The 18167-nt window shown below is 74.1% G+C and carries 16 protein-coding genes; 6 read left to right on the top strand and 10 right to left on the bottom strand.

The window, feature by feature from the left end:
• The first annotated feature begins 106 nt into the window (after positions 1-106).
• On the top strand, positions 107-1411 hold the full coding sequence (locus ACWD4A_RS20310) for an FAD-dependent monooxygenase (RefSeq protein ID WP_451195681.1): 1305 nt from the start codon (positions 107-109) through the stop codon (positions 1409-1411).
• A 46-nt stretch (positions 1412-1457) separates the two neighbouring features.
• Here ACWD4A_RS20310 and ACWD4A_RS20315 read toward each other — a convergent pair whose 3' ends face one another.
• Entirely contained in the window at positions 1458-2771 is a 1314-nt protein-coding gene (locus ACWD4A_RS20315) for a streptophobe family protein (RefSeq protein ID WP_451195683.1), read from the bottom strand.
• Positions 2772-3277: 506 nt separating this feature from the next.
• Here ACWD4A_RS20315 and ACWD4A_RS20320 point away from each other — a divergent pair.
• The 5 genes from ACWD4A_RS20320 to ACWD4A_RS20340 all read left to right on the top strand — a co-directional run bounded on the left by ACWD4A_RS20320 (position 3278) and on the right by ACWD4A_RS20340 (position 9243).
• Positions 3278-4189 (top strand): DUF6777 domain-containing protein, encoded by a 912-nt coding sequence (locus ACWD4A_RS20320; protein ID WP_451195684.1) that lies wholly within the window; start codon positions 3278-3280, stop codon positions 4187-4189.
• 64 nt (positions 4190-4253) lie between these two features.
• On the top strand, positions 4254-4979 hold the full coding sequence (locus tag ACWD4A_RS20325) for a DUF998 domain-containing protein (RefSeq protein ID WP_451195685.1): 726 nt from the start codon (positions 4254-4256) through the stop codon (positions 4977-4979).
• 161 nt (positions 4980-5140) lie between these two features.
• Positions 5141-6523: a family 2B encapsulin nanocompartment shell protein gene (locus tag ACWD4A_RS20330; RefSeq protein WP_451195687.1), complete on the top strand. Its 1383-nt coding sequence runs from the start codon at positions 5141-5143 to the stop codon at positions 6521-6523.
• A complete protein-coding gene (locus ACWD4A_RS20335) occupies positions 6510-7931 on the top strand; it encodes a SufS family cysteine desulfurase (RefSeq protein WP_451195689.1) in 1422 nt (473 codons plus the stop codon). The genes ACWD4A_RS20330 and ACWD4A_RS20335 overlap by 14 nt, the downstream gene beginning before the upstream one ends.
• 238 nt (positions 7932-8169) lie before the next feature.
• The gene (locus ACWD4A_RS20340; protein WP_451195691.1) at positions 8170-9243 is read left to right on the top strand and encodes a hypothetical protein; all 1074 of its coding nucleotides are present in this window, start codon (positions 8170-8172) and stop codon (positions 9241-9243) included.
• A 65-nt stretch (positions 9244-9308) separates the two neighbouring features.
• Here the strand turns inward: ACWD4A_RS20340 and ACWD4A_RS20345 are convergent, their stop codons facing one another.
• The 9 genes from ACWD4A_RS20345 to ACWD4A_RS20385 form a co-directional block, all read right to left on the bottom strand.
• Positions 9309-10244 (bottom strand): MBL fold metallo-hydrolase, encoded by a 936-nt coding sequence (locus tag ACWD4A_RS20345; RefSeq protein ID WP_451195693.1) that lies wholly within the window; start codon positions 10242-10244, stop codon positions 9309-9311.
• Between the two features lie 69 nt (positions 10245-10313).
• Positions 10314-11120, bottom strand: a complete 807-nt coding sequence (locus tag ACWD4A_RS20350; RefSeq protein WP_451195695.1) for a putative hydro-lyase — start codon at positions 11118-11120, stop codon at positions 10314-10316.
• A gap of 103 nt (positions 11121-11223) precedes the next feature.
• Positions 11224-11841, bottom strand: a complete 618-nt coding sequence (locus tag ACWD4A_RS20355; RefSeq protein ID WP_451195697.1) for a chorismate mutase — start codon at positions 11839-11841, stop codon at positions 11224-11226.
• A 118-nt stretch (positions 11842-11959) separates the two neighbouring features.
• Positions 11960-13051: a PP2C family protein-serine/threonine phosphatase gene (locus ACWD4A_RS20360; RefSeq protein WP_451195699.1), complete on the bottom strand. Its 1092-nt coding sequence runs from the start codon at positions 13049-13051 to the stop codon at positions 11960-11962.
• Positions 13052-13240: 189 nt separating this feature from the next.
• Entirely contained in the window at positions 13241-13408 is a 168-nt protein-coding gene (locus ACWD4A_RS20365) for a hypothetical protein (RefSeq protein WP_451195701.1), read from the bottom strand.
• 32 nt (positions 13409-13440) lie between these two features.
• Positions 13441-15270 (bottom strand): carbamoyltransferase family protein, encoded by a 1830-nt coding sequence (locus tag ACWD4A_RS20370; protein WP_451195703.1) that lies wholly within the window; start codon positions 15268-15270, stop codon positions 13441-13443.
• Between the two features lie 224 nt (positions 15271-15494).
• Positions 15495-16409 carry an SGNH/GDSL hydrolase family protein gene (locus tag ACWD4A_RS20375; protein ID WP_451195705.1) on the bottom strand — a complete coding sequence of 305 codons (915 nt, stop codon included), beginning with the start codon at positions 16407-16409 and terminating at the stop codon, positions 15495-15497.
• A gap of 46 nt (positions 16410-16455) precedes the next feature.
• Positions 16456-17385, bottom strand: a complete 930-nt coding sequence (locus ACWD4A_RS20380) for an NAD(P)/FAD-dependent oxidoreductase (protein WP_451195706.1) — start codon at positions 17383-17385, stop codon at positions 16456-16458.
• The coding region (locus ACWD4A_RS20385) for an MFS transporter (RefSeq protein WP_451195708.1) at positions 17366-18167 on the bottom strand (802 nt) is incomplete at its 5' end. The genes ACWD4A_RS20385 and ACWD4A_RS20380, both read right to left, overlap by 20 nt.

Raw genomic sequence — 18167 nt, forward strand, 5'->3', positions numbered from 1 at the left:
CCCTCCCCAGGCATCATGAACACACGATCACACAAAGTAGTTTAGCGACCTCGAAGCGTGAGCAGAAGTGGGTCGAGGGGGCGCCTGGGGGGATTTCGTGCGGAGCGTGGACGTACTGGTTGCAGGGGCCGGCCCGGCGGGCTGCATGACGGCGCTGGCCTTCGCCCGCCAGGGCGCCACCGTCCTGGTCGTCGAGCCGGGCCCGTCCTCCACCCGGCGACTGGCCGGGGAGTGGCTCCACCCGGCCGGGGTGACGGCGCTGCGCCGGATGGGGATCGACCCGGCCGGCCGGGACTTCACTGCGAACCACGGCTTCCGGCTGCACACCGACGACGGCAACCCCCCACTGAACTGCCCCTACCCCGACGGCATCGCCCTGAGCGTGTACCACCACGTTCTCGCCGCACTGCTCCTGCGCACCGTCCGTGACACCCCCGGCGTCGCCTTTCGCCAAGGCGACCGGGTCACCGCCGTCACCACGGCCGGACAAGCCCGCACGACCCGCGAGGAGATACGCGCCGGGCTGATCGTCGGGGCGGACGGCCGTGCCTCCACGGTGCGCCGCCTGCTCCGCCCCGACGAACCGCCGCCCGCGCCGCTGTCCCGCATCGCCGGACTGCTGCTCCCCGGTGCCCGGCTGCCATGCGGCGGTTACGGCCACGTCTTCCTCGGCGGCCCGGGCCCGGCCCTCGCCTACCGGGTGGCGCCGGACGCCGTCCGTCTCGTCCTCGACGTGCCCTTCCCCTGCCCCGGCCCCTCCGAGATCCGCGGCTACCTGCGGCACGGCTACGCGGCCGCGCTCCCCAGCGGCCTGCGCCCGGCCTTCTCCGAGGCGCTGTCGGGCGGCAAGGTGCAGTGGGCGGCCGCCCGTTTCCGCAGGCGCTCCTTCTACGGACGGGGACGCTGCGCCCTCGTCGGCGACGCGGTCGGGCACGGACACCCGCTGGCCGCGCTGGGCATGACTCTCGCGCTCCTGGACGGCGAATGCCTGGCCCGCCGGAGCCCGGACCTCTCCGCCTACGCCGCCGAACGGACCGCCCGCTCCTGGTCCGCCGAGCGCCTCGGCGCCGCACTCCACCGCACACTGACCGGACACGACCCCACGTCCCTGCTGCTGCGCCGGGCGGCCCTCGGCCTCTGGCGGCACGACGCCCGCCAACGGAGCCTCGTCCTGGGGCTCCTGGGCATGCGGGACGAGCGCCGGAGCGCGTTCTGCGACGTCGTCGCGCATGTGACGGCCCACGCGCTGGCGGACCTCGCCCGCACCGACCCCGCCCTCCTGGATGCCGCCGCCTCGGTACGCCGCCTGGCGAGCCTCGCCGACTGGCTGCTCTGGCTGGTCGGCCCCACCGTCGGCACTCCGTGCCCGCCCCGGGGGAGACTGCGCGCACTCACGGTCATGGGGCCCTGACCCCCGTCGTCCGGGGTCCTCGGAATCCCCCGGATATCTCCCCCGGCTACCTTCCCCGGATTCGGTCCCGGATTCCGTCCCGGGGGAGGCCGGTTCCCTCCCCTTGCTCGCCCTTGCGGTGTACCCGCCGCGCCAGCAGGCCGCCGATGAAGCCCGCGACGAGTCCCCACAGCAGGCCCAGTCCCAGCAGGAGCCACAGCCGGGGGCGCAGGGTGACCTCGCCTCCGAACGCGGCCAGGTCGCCTACGCCGAGCAGCGACAGTCCGAACCGCGCCGAGATCCGGGTGAGCAGTCCCACGACGAGCAGGGTGACCGCCAGGGCCACCGCGAGCCGCACGGCGTGCCGCCAGGGTCGGGTTCCGGCCGGGGAGCGCACGGCCGCGACGAAGCCCGCGGCGAGCAGCGCGACCGCCGCCAGGGCCACCAACAGCCAGGCGCGCCCGTCCTGTTCGGCGAGCGAGGAGACGTTCACGGCGGCCGTGCCGTGCTTCACCCGCAGCACCGCGGCCAGCGCTTCGGGCGCCGGCAGCCCGATGGCGTCGGGGACCCGCCCGTCCCAGGTGCCGCCCAACCCGACACCGAACGCGAGCCACGCGAGGTCGGGCAGTCCCAACAGCAGTACGGCGAGCGTCTCCGCGGGGTGGCCGCGCGTGCACAGGACCACCACGCCGACGATGACGCCGACCGCCACGTACGCCAGCAGCACCACCAGCATCGCGAACGCGGCGGGCCGGACCGCGTCCTGGAAGCGCAGCAGCCGCGACGGCAACGGGGTCTTGCGGGACACCGCGACGGCCACGGCGAGCAGCACCAGCAGCCACAGCAGGCCGAGACCGAGCGTGGGCCCCATGGCCGCCCGGAAACCGACGGTCGGCGTCGCGCCCAGGGCCGCGCCGATGTCGCCGAGGAGCGAATCCCCCAGGTCGATGCGGAACGTGTGCCGGGCGGCGAGGGCGATCAGCGCTAGGGCGAGCAGCCACAGTACGGCCGTACGGGCGACCCTGCCGAGCAGTTCGCCGCCGCTCGCCACCGCCCGGTGGCGCAGCGGCAGCAGGAAGACCACGGCCGTCGCCAGGGCGCCCGCCAGCGTCACGGACAGCGGTACGACATCCAGGTGCGCGCCCGTACGGCCGAAGAAGCCGGCGCCGCCCGACAACTCCACCGAACCGCCGACGGCCGTGACCACGGTGGCGGCGACCACCGCGGGGAAGGCGCCGCCGGGCAGCCCGGTGGCCCCGGCGGCCCACAGCCCCAGCGCGGCGACGGCGAACATGGCCGACACCCCGGCGGCCACGGCCGCCAAGGCGGCCGGCCAGGCGCGTACGGGGTGCCGCGCGGCGGCCCTCGGTGGCTGGCTCACGCTGCCTCCGGAAACGTCATCGGCGGGGGAGGGGCCAGGGCGGCCCCGGAAGGTCAACGTACGTCCGGAGCCGCCGCGCCACCCGTCGGGCGGGCCTCCGGGTGCCGCTTCCGTTTGCGGGGCGCGCGGGTTTGCGACACAGAATGAACCGCGGCGAGAACCGCAAGAAATCAGGGCAGTCAGGAAGAGCCCACAGCGTAGGAGAAGGACCCGTGTCGTCCGAACCACCGTCAGGCAACCGTCCCTCCGGCCCGCCCTCCGGCCCCTTGTCCGGGCAGGGGTCCGGGCAGGGCCCCTCCGGGCAGGGGTCCGGGCAGGGCTCCGGTTCCGGGGCGTCCGGGGCCCCGGAACCGACCCGGCCCGACTGGCCTTCGGGAGCCCCGGCCACGCCCGGAGGACCGTCCGGGCCGGCGGTGCCGCCCGTGCCGCCCGCCCCGCCGGCCGGCGGACACGGCACCCCGGAGGAGGGGCCCGGCGGGGGAGACCGGTCACCCTGGTGGCGGTCCGTGCCGAAGGTCGCGCTCCTCGCGGGCGTGCTGGTCGCGGCCGCCGCGCTCGCCGTCTTCTTCCTCCGCTCGGACAACGGCGGCTCCGGCGAGGTCTTCCTCCAGGCGGCCTCCGCCGACGGCACCGACCCGTTCACCCAGTCGACGGCGAAGGAGCCCGCCGCGCAGGCGACCGCCTCGCCCTCCGCCCCCGCCGGCACGGGGTCCTCCGGGACCCGGAGCGTCGAGGGCTCCGCGCCCGGCCTCTACGGTGGCACCCAGGACGTGGCCAGCTGCGACGTCGAGCGCCAGATCGGCTACCTGACCGAGGACCAGACGAAGGCCCGCGCCTTCGCCTCCGCCGCCTCCATCGAACCGGGCTACATCCCCGACTACCTGCGCGGGCTCACCCCCCTGCAACTGCGCGCCGACACCCGGGTGACCAACCACGGCTACCGGAGCGGCTCCGCCACCGCCTTCCAGTCCGTGCTCCAGGCCGGCACGGCCGTGCTCGTCGACAACCGGGGCATGCCCCGCGTGCGCTGCGCCTGCGGCAACCCGCTCTCGCCGCCCGTCGCCGTCAAGGGCACCCCCGAGGCCAAGGGGAAGGCGTGGCACGCCTACCGCCCCGGGGACGTGATCGTCGTCGTGCCGGCCCGCGGGCCCATGGACGTCATGGTCGTCTACGACCCGCAGACCGGCCGGTGGTTCCAGCGGCCGGTGGGCAGCAGGGGCGACAACGACAGCCCCACCTCGCGCCCCAGCGCCGGCACACCGTCCGGACCGCCGTCGTCGAGCGAGCCCCCCAGCAGCCCTCCCCCGCCGAAGTCGCCCTCGTCCACGGCCCCTTCGCCGTCCACGGCACCCCACACCTCCGCGCCGCAGCAGCCGCAGCCGCCCGGACCGGCGTACGGGCCGGGAGCGCGCTCATGACCGCCGCGGCTCCGGGAGCCGCGCGACCCGTCCGCGACGCCCCGGCGCGGGCGACCTGAGCCCCGTGCCCCGACCGCCCGCGGCGGCCGCCGCCGTACGGGGAGCCCCGGCACCCGGGTGGCCGCTGTTCGCGGCGGCGGTCCTCTACAACGCCTGGGTCCTGGAGTTCCTCCTGCCCACCGGGCTGGACCCCCGGCACTCCTACGTCAGCGAGCTCTACGCCGCCGACCAGCGCCTCCACACGCTCTTCGGCGGGATCGAGATCCTCACGGCCCTGCTGATGGCGGCGGGAGCGCTGCCGCGCGGGCCGCGCGCGGACCGGTGGGTCACCGGCGGGCGCTGGGCGCTGGTGGCCTTCGCCGCCGCGTCCGTGGCCGACGTGCTCGTGCCGATGCGCTGCGCGCCGTCCGTCAACCGGGCCTGCGAGGCCGTCAATCCCTGGCACACGGGCACCAGCGGGCTCGCCCACGCGGCCCTGTTCGCGTCCATGGCACTGTGCGTCGTGGCCTCCCGGACGGATCCCGGCCGGTGGCCGCTGGCACGCCGGTGGGGGCCCTGGCTGCTGGCCGCCGCGCTGGCGTCGGCGCTCGCGACGGTGGGGCCGCTTTTCGGCCGACCGGGCTGGCACGGCGTCCCGCAGCGCGTCCATCTCCTGCTGGTGGGTGCGTGGTTGGTGATTCTCGGTCGAATGTGTGGCCCCGCCCCGGCCGTCGGCTGCGCGGCCGGGGCCCGTCCGGGGGAGCGACGGCGCGCACCCGGACCTGGTCAGGCATCCGGCGAGGACAAATAGCCCGCTCCCGCACGAAGGCGCCCACCGAACCGGCCGATTATTTCAGGACTGTTGCAGGAACATGGCGTCTTGTGAACGGGCGTTAGCAAGAAGATGATCATCCTCGTCCGTGTGTGGCCCGGCCGCGGGCCGGAGCCACGCCCGTCTCCGAGGAGGTCCCCATGAACGACCGGCTCAGCCTCAGTACCGATGCAGCACGGCAGTTGGCGACGACCACCAAGACCACCCCGCAGATGCGCGGCATCACCCCGCGCTATCTGCTGCGCGCCCTGCCGTGGGTCGACATCGAATCCGGCGTCTACCGCGTCAACCGCCGCCGGACCTTCATCCTCGGCGACGACCGCATCAGCAGCTACACCGACAACGGCACCCACCACATCGTCCCCGAGGACCTGCGGGAGATCCCGTACCTGCGGGAGGCCGACGAAGGGCTCCTCCGCGAACTCGCCGCCGCCTTCACCGAGATCGCCTTCGCGGCGGGCGACACGCTCGCCCAGGAGGGCGACACCGCCGACAGGCTGTGGGTGCTCGTCCAGGGTCGCGCCGAGAAGCGGGTGACCGGCCGCTACGGCCAGGACGCCCTGGCGGAGGTCGTGGGCGACGGCCAGTTCTTCGACCTCGACGCCTTCTCCTCCGGCGGACAGCTGCCCCACCGGGTCCAAGCCGTCACCCCCGGCGTGGCCCTCTGCCTCGACCGCGCCCGCCTCGCCGAGGCCGCGGGCCGTGACGAGGCGCTGCGCACGGCACTCGACGCCTACACCGCCGGGGACCGGAAGCCGGCGGGCGCCGAGGTCCCGGTCGACCTCGCCTCCGGCCACCTCGGCGAACCCGAACTCCCCGGCACGTACGTCGACTACGAGGACACGCCCCGCGAGTACCACATGAGCCTCGCCCAGACCGTGCTGCGCGTCCACTCCCGCGTCGCGGACCTCTACAACGAGCCCATCGACCAGACCCGCGCCCAGGCCAACCTCACCGTCCAGGCGCTCCGCGAGCGCCAGGAGCGGGCCATGCTCAACGACCCGGAGTTCGGGCTCTTCCACAACGTGGCCCCCGGCCAGCGCGTCCAGACCCGCACCGGCGCGCCCACCCCCGACGACCTGGACGAGCTGCTCGCCAAGGTCTGGAAGCAGCCCGGCTTCTTCCTCGCCCACCCCAAGGCCATCGCCGCCTTCGGCCGGGAATGTACGCGCCGGGGTGTGCCCCCGGTGATGGACACGCGATTCGGCAGCCCGCTGCTGACCTGGCGCGGGATCCCGTTGCTCCCGTCCGACAAGGTGCGGATGACCGGCCCGGCCGGCGCCGAGACCACCGAGATCCTGCTGATGCGCGTCGGCGAGGCCGAGCAGGGCGTGGTGGGCCTGCGTCCCGGCAAGGTGCAGGACGAGGTGGAACCCGGCCTGGCCATGCGCAACATGGGCATGGACCAGAAGGGCATCACCTCGTACCTCATGACGGCGTACTTCAGCGCCGCCGTGCTGGTCGAGGACGCCGTCGCCGTGCTCCAGAACGTCGAGGTGTCGAAGTACCATGACTACTCCTGACGTGCCGTGGGGCGGGCGGGCCCCCGCCCCGCACCCGCCCACGGGCGCGCTCCCCAGTACGGGCATGGCCCCGCAACTGCCCGGCGCCTTACCGGGCGCCACCGGAGCCCTCCCGAACGCGGTCCCGCAGTTACCGGCGGCCTTCACGGGCAACGGGGTCCCCCTGGCCGGAGCGGCCACCCGCGGCGGGCAGTTCACGCCCGAGGCGGCCCGCCAGGACATCCCCATCCTGCAACGGCCCGTCAACGGCCGCCCCGTGGTCTGGCTGGACAACGGCGCCACCACCCAGACCCCTCGCCAGGTCATCGAGACCCTGGCCTCGTACTACACCACCGCCAACTCCAACATCCACCGCGGCGCCCACACCCTGGCACGCGAGGCCACCGACCTCTACGAGGGAGGCCGGGCCGCGGCCGCGGACTTCCTGGGCGCCCCCTCCCCGGACACGATCGTCCTCACCCGGGGCACCACCGAGGCCATCAACCTCGTCGCCCAGACCTGGGGGCGCGCCAACCTCGGCCCCGGCGACGAGATCCTGGTCTCCACCCTGGAGCACCACTCGAACATCGTCCCCTGGCAGATGGTCGCCAAGGAGCGGCGCGCCCGCGTGGTCCCCATCCCGCTGCTGCCCGACGGCAGCATCGACCAGAACGCCTACGCCGACCTCCTCTCCTGCCGCACCCAGCTCGTCGCGATCAGCCACGCGTCGAACGTGCTGGGCACCGTGCCGCCGGTGCGCGAGATGACGGCGCTCGCCCACCGCTACGGCGCCAAGGTGCTGGTGGACGGGGCCCAGGCGGTCGCCCACTTCCCGGTGGACGTCCAGGAGCTCGACGCCGACTTCTACGCCTTCTCCGCCCACAAGCTCTACGGGCCCACCGGCGTCGGCGTGCTCTACGGCAAGCCGGAGGTCCTGGCCGCCATGCCCCCGTGGCAGGGCGGCGGCAACATGATCGACAAGGTCGACTTCGACCACGTCACCTACGCGCCCGTGCCGCACCGCTTCGAGGCGGGCACCGGGCACATCTCCGGGGTCGTCGCCCTCAAGCCCGCCATCGACTGGCTGACCTCCTTCGACCGGAACGCGGTCGCCGCGTACGAGACCGCGCTGCTCCACTACGCCGAGCAGGCCCTCGCCACGGTCCCCGGGCTGGAGATCCTCGGTACCACGCCCGACAAGATCGCCGTGATGACCTTCACCCTCGCGGGCCACGACCCGATGGACATCGCCCGCCGGCTCGACCAGGCGGGCATCGCCATCCGCGCGGGTCACCACTGCGCCCAGCCCTCCCTGCGCCACTACGGCCTGGAGAGCGCGGCGCGGGCCTCCCTCGCCCTCTACAACACCGCCGAGGAGGTGGACGAACTGGTGGCCGCCCTGCTCCAGTTGCAGGCACAGGGCGGCTGAGCCCGCCCCGCCCCGCGGACACCGGGAACACCGCCCGCCCCGGCGCGCCCGACAGCGCGCCGGGGCGGGCGCCGCGCACCCTCCGGCTCCCCGGTTCCCCCTCAGGGGGCAACACGCCGCACGTCCCCAGGAATTCGCGCTATTTCCAGTGGTAGAGGGAACCATCGGCTACAGGAGACAATCTCTGACACCAGAGACGTACGAGTGTGCGTACAAACCCGGACGCAGGGGGCGGTAAATGACACAGAGAGTCGCGCGGCGGCGGTGGCTGGGCGCGAGGAGCGCCGCCGTGGGTTCCGCGATGGCGCTGACGGCCGGGCTGGCCCTCGTCGCAGGGTCCGCGGGGCAGGCCACGACCATACCGGCCGGGAGCACCACGGCGGCGGACAGCTGCGGCGACGCCAAGGCGACGGCCGCCCAGGCCGCCATGGCCGCCGCGGACACCGCCCCCGCCGAGCGGGCCGCGGTCGGTTCCGCCAAGGAGAAGATCTCCTACAGCCTGCCCGGCCAGGCCCCCATCGGCCTGTGGACCCGCTCCGGCGTCACCCTCCGCACACCCGTCACCAAGGGCACGGTGCGCCTCGACGTCGACAGCCGTGGCTTCGGCACCGATTCCCTGAACGTCCAGCGCTACGTCCCGGAGGCGCACCGCTGGGTCGACCTCGACACCCGCCCGAGCACGTCGGACGCGCCGCGGCACGGCGTCTTCACCTTCCCCGTCACCGCGGCCGCGAGCGACCGGCAGCCGCACACCGTCGCCCTGCGCCTCCAGGACCTCGACAAGCCCGGCACCTTCACCGTCACCGCGTCCGTCGACGACGGCAAGGGCCACACCTACCGGGCCCCCGCCCGTACCGCCTCCGCCACCCGGCCCGACGTCTCGGTCAGCGGCTGGCAGCGGCACACCACCCTCACCCCCGGCGGCCCCGCGAGCGAGGTCACCCTCGCCGTGAAGAACACCACCGACCGGCCCTACCCCGCCCTCAACGCCTCCTACTTCGCCTACGGCCAGGGCGGCGGCCATGCCCTCACCCCCAAGGACCTGGTCCTCCAGCAGTACCGGCCCGGCCACGGCTGGGAGCGCGTCACGCTCGTCGCCGGGGGCTGCGACCCCGGCATGAGCGCCACGTTCCGCCCCGTCGACAACAAGCCGCTCGCGCCCGGCGCCACCGCCGTCTACCGCCTCCGGGTGGCCGTCGCCCCGTCCGCCCCCCGCGACGTCAAGCACGCGGACGCGGGGCTCACGGTGGGCAACGGCGACCTGCCCTTCCTCTCCCGGGAACTGCCCTTCGAGATCAGGGACAAGAAGTAGACAAGAAATAACGGAACGGCGCGACGGCCGGCCGGTGGACGAGCGGTCCACCGGCCGGCCGTCTGTCATCCGGCCTCCGGCCCCGAAGAACCGAAGGCCGCCCAGCGCCCGACGGCGAACCCGCCGCCCTCCCTGCGCACTTCGGCCGCGCCGTGGCCCGGCAGGTGCCCCGGGAACACCAGCGCGCGGGTCTCGGCGGCCTGCTCCAGGATGCGCTGCCGGGACCGCGTGGCCTGTGCCTGGTCCTCGCTCAGACATGTGTCGCAGCCGGGCCGTGCGAACTGCAGCGGACTGTGCACCAGATCGCCGATGAACAGCGCCCGGTCCGTGCCCGACTCCAGCCGCAGCACCGCCGAACCCGGAGTGTGCCCGGGAGCGGGCTCCAGGCTCAGGTTCTCGTCGATGCGGTACCTGTCCTCCCAGAGCAGTGCCCGGCCCGCCCGGTGCACCGGTGCCACGCTGTCCTCGAACATGTCACCGCCCACCTCGGCGACGGTGGTGTCGCCCAGCATCCCCTTCTGTACATGGCCGTTGGCCGGGTTCCAGTAGTCGAAGTCGGTTCTGGCGATGAGATAGGTGGCGCGGGGGAAGGTCGGCACCCACTCACCCTCCACGAGCCGGGTGTTCCAGCCGACGTGGTCGGAGTGCAGATGGGTGTTGACGACGACGTCGACGTCCTCCGGGCGGACACCGGCCGCCGCGAGCCGGTCGAGGAAACCGGTCCGCAGGTGCGACCAGCCGGGCATGTGCGGCCGGTCCTTGTCGTTGCCGAGCCCGGTGTCGACCAGGACCGTCCGGCCCCCGCTGCGCAGTACCCACGTCTGCACGTTGACGTACAGCTCGTCCAGCCGCGGATTCCAGAAGTCCGGCGCCAGCCAGGACTCGTTCTCCTGCCACATCTCGGGGGTGCTCGAAGGGAACATGGCGGTGGCGGGGGAGAACAGCCCGTGCCACTCGACTACGCGGGTGATCTCCACTCCGCCCAAAGTGATCGTCTGCATGGCGTCGACGCTAGACAACGGGGGCGGGGCGGCCAAGAGGCGGGCGCGTTCCGCTCCTTGGGCGGCGGGTCAGGGCAGCCGGTACGCGCTGTCGAGGGCGTCCGTGACGAACATGTGGCCCGGCGCGTGGGTGATGGCGAACGGCGGGTCCGAGGCCATCAGGGCGGCCTGCGGGGTGACCCCGCACGCCCAGAAGACCGGCACGTCGCCGGGGTGCGCGCGCACCGGGTCCCCGAAGTCCGGCGCGTCCAGGTCGCCGATGCCCAGCGCGGCGGGGTCGCCGCAGTGCACCGGCGCGCCGTGGACGGCGGGCATCCGGGCGGTCAGCCGCCGCGCGGTGCCGACAAGTTCCGCGGGTACGGGCCGCATGGAGACCACGAGCGGCCCGTGCAGCCGCCCGGCGGACCGGCACGGGCGGTCGGTGACGTACATCGACACGTTGCGGCCCTGCTCGATGTGGCGCAGCGGCACCCCGGCGTCGAGCAGCGCCCCCTCGAAGGTGAAGCTGCATCCGATGAGGAAGGCGACCAGGTCGTCCCGCCAGACGTCCGTGGCGTCGGTGGGCTCGGCGACGAGGCGTCCGTCCCGCCACACCCGGTACCGGGGCAGGTCGGTGCGCAGGTCGGCACCGGGCGCCAGCGGGGTCGTGGTGACACCCGGGTCGGTGACGTCGAGGACCGGGCAGGGCCGCGGGTTGCGCTGGGTGAAGAGCAGGACGTCGTACGCCCAGTCCTCGGGCACGGCGATCAGATTGGCCTGGGTGCGGCCCTCGGACCAGCCCGCGGTGGGTTCCGCCAGCCCGGCGCGGAAGGCCGCGCGGGCGTCGGCGGGGGCGGTGGCGGCGTGCGGTGCGTACGGGCGGGAAGGCGCTCGCATGGGTGCCTCGCAGGGGTTGGCCACGGACGGCGGTGCCTCCGGGCGGCCGTCAAGTACCCGCAGAATAGGGATTGTTGAACAATCGGGCAAGGGGTCGCGCGGCTCACGAGGAGCCGCACGCGTGGGCCAGCGCCCGGTCCAGCCCGTCGCCGTGCACCGCGTCCAGCCCCGCCGACCGCGCCACCAGGGCCTTGTCCCGGTCCAGGACCGTCTCGCAGCGCGGGCCCGACAACAGCGAGACCGCGCCCCGGACCGCGGCCAGCAACCGCTGGTCCGAGGGGTCCGGGACCGGCCGCGTCCGGTCGGCGGGGGCGGGGCGGCGCGCGGGGAGCAGCTCCGGGTCCTCCTCCCACCGTTCGCGCAACGCCCGCCGCACCTCCTTGTCCGCCTCGATCCGGTCCTCGAAGACCCGGCGCACGACGTCCTGGTCGACACCCTCCCGCGCGGCCTGCGCGTCCACCGCGTCCAGCAGCGCCTTCTCCCGCACGGGATCGTCGACCGGCCGGTCGGTGCCCCACTCCGCGGCGGCCACCGCGTCGGCGGCCGCCACCCGCTCGGCGGCGAGCCGGACCAGCGCGCGCACCGCCTGCTCCGCCGCGGGCGGGGCGGCCGCCGCGGTGGTCGGCCTCGCGGAACCCGTCTCCCCGCCCGTGGCGGACCCACAGGCCACCAGCGCACCGCCGAGGGCGAGCGCGACGGCGGAACGTCGGAGCGCGGTCATGCACGGTCCCTGTCTGCTCGTTGGTCTGCTAGGGGGTCTGCTCGTGGTCTGTCCGTGGTCTGTTCGTGGTCTGCTCATGCGGATTCCGGTCACGGCTCGTGCGTCTCCCGGTGGTCCCTCACTGCTCCCGGCGGACGGCCAGCAGCGCCGCGTCGTCGGACAGCTCACCGCCCGCGTACGCCAGCAGGTCGGCCACCACGCGGTCCAGCAGCACGTCCGGCGCCGCGTCCGGCATCCGGGACAGCCGCTCCCGCAGCGGATAGAAACGACCGGACCCGTCCCGCGCCTCCGTCACCCCGTCGGTGTACAGCAGCAGGGTGTCACCCGCCTCGAACGCGAAGTCCCGTCCGTGGTAGGGGCCACCGACCATGTCCAGCAGTGCCAGCGGTGGCTCCGGCACCGGGTTCTCCACCTCCGTCACCCGGCCCGCCCGCCACAGCAGCGGAGGCAGATGGCCGCAGTTGACCATCTCGGCGGGGCCCCCGGACTCCGGCACCCCCACCAGCACCGCCGTCACGAACTCCTCGCCCGCCTTCCGCCGTCCCATCGCGGCGTCCAGCCTGCCCGCCACCGCGGCCAGATCCGCCTCGACCTGGGCGGCCTCCCGGAACGCCCCCAGCACATCGGCGGCCGTCTCGATCGCGGCCAGCCCCTTGCCCCGGACGTCCCCCACGAGCAGCCGCGTCCCGAACGGGGTCACCAGCGCCTCGTACAGATCACCGCCCACCCGCGCCTCGGCCGCCGCGGCCAGATAGCGCACCGCTGTCCGCAGCCCGCCCAGCCGCTCCGGCGGCGGGCGCAGCAGGGTGCGCTGCGCCGCCTCGGCGACCGAACGCGACTGCATCAGCTGCCGCTCCCGCGTCGCCACCAGGACCACGTTCGCGGTGCTGATACTCGTGATGGCCAGCACCGTGATCCCCGAGGTCACATGGTCGAGCAGCGGTACCCCCGGATCCGCCAGTGCCAGCAGCGGCACCAGGACCAGGGCGCCCAGCCCCACCGTCAGCGGCACCCGGGCCCGCCGCGTCCCGATGCCGGCCAGCACCGGCGCGGTCGCCAGCACCGGGGACAGCGTCCACTGCGGATCGGCCGTCACGTCCAGCACGACCGCGCTGAGGAGCAGCAGATATCCGGCCACGACGAGCGAGCGCGCGCGGCGGGGAAGCCGCGGCGCCTGGATCGACCCGTTCCCGCCCGGATGGTGCGTCATGATTGCCGCCCACCATAGGCAGAACCCTCCCGGGCCCGACCACGACAGGGCCGTGCCGGAACGCCACTCCGCCTGGTCGGCCCACCGGGAGATCAAGCCGGAGTTCCGGCCGAACGGCGCCCGGCGCGATCCGTCGTCGGTCGTCGTCCCGGCCGACGACGGATCGGTGGTGCGACCGGGAAGTTCGCCTCACGGTGTGCGCCGGTCGTCCTCGGCGGGGACGGGAGCCGTGAAGTGCCAGTACGTCGTCGCCTCCGGGCACGGGCGGCGGGACAGCGGGTCCCGGATGTGACGACGGCACCAGCCCCAGGGGGTCACGGCCAGGTAGTAGACGGCGGCGAGCAGTGCGTGGCGCACGGTGGCGCACCTCCTTGTTCGGCCCGGGTGCTTCAGTCCAGGGGGACGGACCCGCGCCAGTCCCCCTCCCGCCACGGCGGCTGTTCCTCCTTGCGCAGCAGGAACCCGCCGAGCGCGAGCAGGTCGATGCCGGCCCGCATGAAGCAGGCGTACGCCTCCCGCGGGGTGTTGACGATCGGCTCGCCCCGTACGTTGAACGACGTGTTCACCAGCACCGGACAGCCCGTCCGCTCCTTGAAGGCGAGCAGCAGCCGGCGCAGCGCGGGATGACGGTCGTCGACGGTCTGCACCCGCGCGGAACCGTCGACGTGCGTCACCGCGGGCACGGTCGACCGCGGCACCCGCAGCAGCTTCGGCCCGGTCACCCCGGCCGGGACCCGCGCCGCCAGCCGCTGCGCCGCGGCCACCTTGCCGACGAGCAGCATGTACGGGCTCTCCTGCCGCAGTTCGAACCAGTCCTTCGCGTCCTCGGCGAGCACGGCGGGGGCGAACGGCCGGAACGACTCCCGGAACTTCGTCCGCAGGTTGAGCGCCGACTGCATGTCCGGGTCGCGCGGGTCGGCGAGGATCGACCGCGAGCCGAGCGCCCGCGGCCCGAACTCCATCCGGCCCTGGAACCAGCCCACGATCCGCCCCGCCGCCAGGGCGACCGCCACCTCGCGCGCCAGCGCCTCCGGGCCCCGGCGCCCGTACGGGACGCCCTGGGCGTCGAGGTACGCGCCGATCTCGTCGTCCGTGTACTCCGGTCCCAGCAGCGCCCCCGACATGGCGTCCCGGCCCGCGGCGACGTGCTCGCGCGGGGCGCCCCGCGCGTGGGCGACCGCGAGGGCCGCGCCGAGCGCGCCACCCGCGTCACCTGCCGCGGGCTGCACCCACAGCTCGTCGAAGACGCCCTCCTCGGAGATCCTGCCGTTGGCCACGCAGTTCAGCGCCACGCCACCGGCCAGGCACAGCCTGCGCTCGCCGGTCAGCTCGCGGGCGGTCCTGGCCAGGCGCACCATCACGTCCTCGGTCACCTGCTGGACGGACGCGGCGAGATCGCACTCCCGGTCGGTGAGCGGGCTCTCCGGGGTGCGCCGCGGTCCGCCGAAGAGCTCCTCGAAGCCGCGGCCGGTCATCACCTGCCCCCGCAGGTACGCGAACCGGCGCAGGTCCAGCCGGAAGGAGCCGTCCGGTTTGACGTCGATGAGCCGCTCCCGGATCACCGGGGCGAACCGGGGTGTCCCGTAGGGCGCGAGCCCCATCAGCTTGTACTCGCCCGAGTCGACCCGGAATCCGCAGAAGTAGGTGAACGCCGAGTACAGCAGCCCCAGCGAGTGCGGGAAGCGCAGCTCCGCTAGGGGCCGCAGCCGGGTGCCCGTCCCGTGCCACAGGGTGGTCGTTGCCCACTCGCCGACGCCGTCCACGCACAGCACGGCGGCGGACTCGTACGGCCCGGGGTGGAAGGCGGAGGCGGCGTGCGACTCGTGGTGCCGCAGGGTGACGAGTTCGGGCACCGGCCGCCGCTCGGGGCCCGCGAGGTGCTCCCGCACGAGGCGGAGCGCGTGGCGCTTCCGCCCCAGCCAGGCCGGGAGCCCGTCCCGGAAGGACGCCAGGCCGTGCGGGGCGGCGCCCGCGTACGTCGCCAGGACCCGCCGGAACTTCAGCGCCGGGTCCTCGAAGTAGCCGACGGCGGCCACCTCCGAGAGGTCCGCACCGGCGGCGCGGAGACAGTGGTCCACCGCCTGCCGGGGGAAGGCCGGGTCGTGGCGGCGCCTGCTGAACCGCTCCTCCTGCGCCGCCGCGACCGGGACGCCGTCGGCGACCAGCGCGGCCGCGCTGTCGTGGGAGAAGGCCGAGAGGCCCAGAACGAGCCGGGTCACGCCCGTGGCCCTCCTTCGCTGTCGTGGTGTCACCGGGGGCGGAACCGCCTCACCGCGGTCAGAACAGGGGGTAGATCGACGCGTCGTCCGTGGGCTGCGGCACCGGCTTGCGCCTGCGGCGCACCAGCCGGGCGAGGAGCCTGCGGAGCAGGGTCATGGCATTGCCTCCTCCCGATCTCCCGATTCGATAAGTCCCGTGAAGTCCCGTGAAGTCCCGTGAAGTCTCAGTGCAGGCCGAGCCGTTCGGCGAGGAGCCGGGCGACGGCGTCGTAGCCCGCGTCGACGCAGTGGACCCGGTCGGCGAACAGCCAGTCACCGGAGCCCGCCGATTCCCCGAGGGCCGTGTTCATGTCGAGGAACGGCACGCCCGCGGCCGCGCAGCCCTCGCGCAGCGCCGCCGCGTAGGCCCGGCCGACCTCCATCGACGCGATGTCGTGGTGCAGCCGCCGCCAGTTGGACACCTCGTCCAGCTCGTCGAACAGCGCCTTCTCCTGGACGGCGGGCTCCTCCCGCACCCAGGGCGCGAGCGGCTGGAGCGCGAAGGTGAGGCGTGCCCCGAGCGCCGTGGCCGCCCTTTGCCAGCCGCTGATATGACGTACCGTCAATTCTGTGGCATGGGCGATGCGTTCCGCGGGCGTCGGCACCTTGTCCGGGGCCGGGCCGCATTCGAAGAAGGCGCCGTGCCGCCCCTGCTTCGACCCGGGCAGCCGGCTGAGGACGAGGTTGTTGACGCCGGAGAGGAGCACGATCTCCTCCACGTCGGGCAGCAGGTGCTGGAAGAGGGTGAAGAGCATCAGCTCCTGCACCGAATTGAGGCTCTGCCCGGCGAAGTTGAGCCACGGACGGCCGGGCGCGTGGTGGCTGCCCAGCCGTGAGGGGATCGTGGCGTGGTCACCGGTCGCCCCCACGCCGAACACCGCGGAACTGCCCGCCAGCAGCCGCACCGGCCCCGGCGGCCGGTCACCGGCCATCGACGCCGGGCCGTGCGCCGAGTGGGAGATCCTGAAGCCGCAGGGGTCGGTGGCGTACACGGGGGTGCGCTCGTCGCCGTACTGGAAGAAGCCGATATAGGGCTGGTCCTCCAGGACGAAGGTGTAGTGCGCCATCTGCGGGGTGAGTTCCGCGCGGGGGGATGCCATGGGAGTGCTCCTCGGGATACGGGCCGGATGCGGTCACCGGATGTGGTCAGTGGGCCGCGGGCGGCAGGTCGTACAGCGCGCCCGGCCGGTCCTCGCGGATCAGGTCCGCGTTGACGGCCATCGCCGCCAAGCCGCCGGACGCCGCCGCCATCGCCGCCTGCTGCATGTTCCGGCCCAGGTCACCGGCCACGTACAGGCGCGGCAGCGAGGTGCGCCCCCGTTCGTCCACCTGCACCGCCGCCAGGTCGTCCGCCTGGAGCCACGGCCGCAGCGGTTCGACCCGCGGCTCGGTCTCCAGGTGCAGGAACAGCGCGGTGAAGGCGAGCGTCCGCCCGTCGGCCAGCTCGACGCCGACGCCCTCCGGCACACGGGTCACCCGGAGCACCTTGCCGGCGACGGTGGGGACCCCGGCCGCGGTGAGGTACCCCCGCTCCTCCGCGGGCAGTTCCCGCCCGTCGGAGAGATAGGTGAGGGACGACGTCCAGGCCGTGAGCGTCGCGGCCAGGCACTCGCCGGGCACCTCGCCCCCGTAGACCCCGAACGAGCCGCCGCGCACCTCGTACGCGTGGCAGTACGGGCACTCGTGGACGCCCTTGCCCCACAGCTCGGCGATGCCGGGCAGCTCCGGCAGACGCGAGCGCACCCCCGCCGCGTACAGCACGGTCCGGCTGCGGAGCTCCCCGGCGCCCTTGACGGTGGTGACGATCCGGTCGCCTTCGGGCGCCACGGAGACGACCTCGTCGTCGAGGAACGCGACGCCGTAGCGGGAGATCTCGGCGCGGGCGCGGGCCCGGAAGTCCCCGATGTCCACACCGTCGTTGGTGACGACGTTGTGCATGACCCCGGCCGCCATGTTGCGCGCGTCCCCCGAGTCGACGAGCACGACGCGCCGGCACGACCTGCCCAGGTACAGCGCCGCGTTGAGCCCGGCGGGGCCGCCGCCGACGATCACGGTGTCATACGGTTCCGCGGTCATGCTCTCCTCTTTCCGATTTTTCCGGTTCCGGTTCCGGTGCTGTTTCCGCCGTCGTACAGGGCCCGGCGGGCCGCTCGTCCGCCAGCATCTCGTCGCGGAGCGGCGCGAGCAGGGCCAGGGAGCCCAGGATCAGGAGGGTCCCGAAGGACACGAAGACGGTGGTGACGGAGGTGGTGCGGGCCAGCAGGCCGCCCAGGGCCGCGCCGACCGGCATGGTGCCCCACGAGCACAGGCGGGACACGCTCATCACCCTGCCCTGGAGCTCCGGCGGCGCGAACCGCTGACGGAGCGAGAGGACGGGGATGTTCCAGCTCATCATGAAGACGCCGTTGCAGAACAGCGCGGCGCCCGCGAGGACGGCGTCACCGGCCAGCCCCAGCCCCACGTACGCGGCCCCCGACAGCACCAGGGACCACTGCGCCAGGACGAGCGTCGGCAGCCGCCGCGCGAGCCTCGGCGCCAGCCAGGTGCCCGCGATCGAGCCGACGGACCCCGCGGTGAGCAGCAGCCCGTACCCGGTCGCGTGCAGGCCCAGCGACCGGTAGGCCAGCAGCACCAGCATCGAGAACGTCGCCGAGTACACCAGCCCGTAGAGGGCGCTGGCGGCGAGGGTGCGGGTGAGCGCGGCCCGGGTGAGGACGAACGCGACGCCCGCGCGGAGCTCCGGCCACAGCGCCCGTCCGGCCGGTGCGGCCACGGGGCGCCGGGCGGTGCGGGGACGGGCTACGGTCGTGGACGGGATTCTCGCGTGACACCTGCACTGATCAACCTGGCGGTCGAGG

The organism is Streptomyces sp. NPDC002537 (assembly GCF_053594975.1).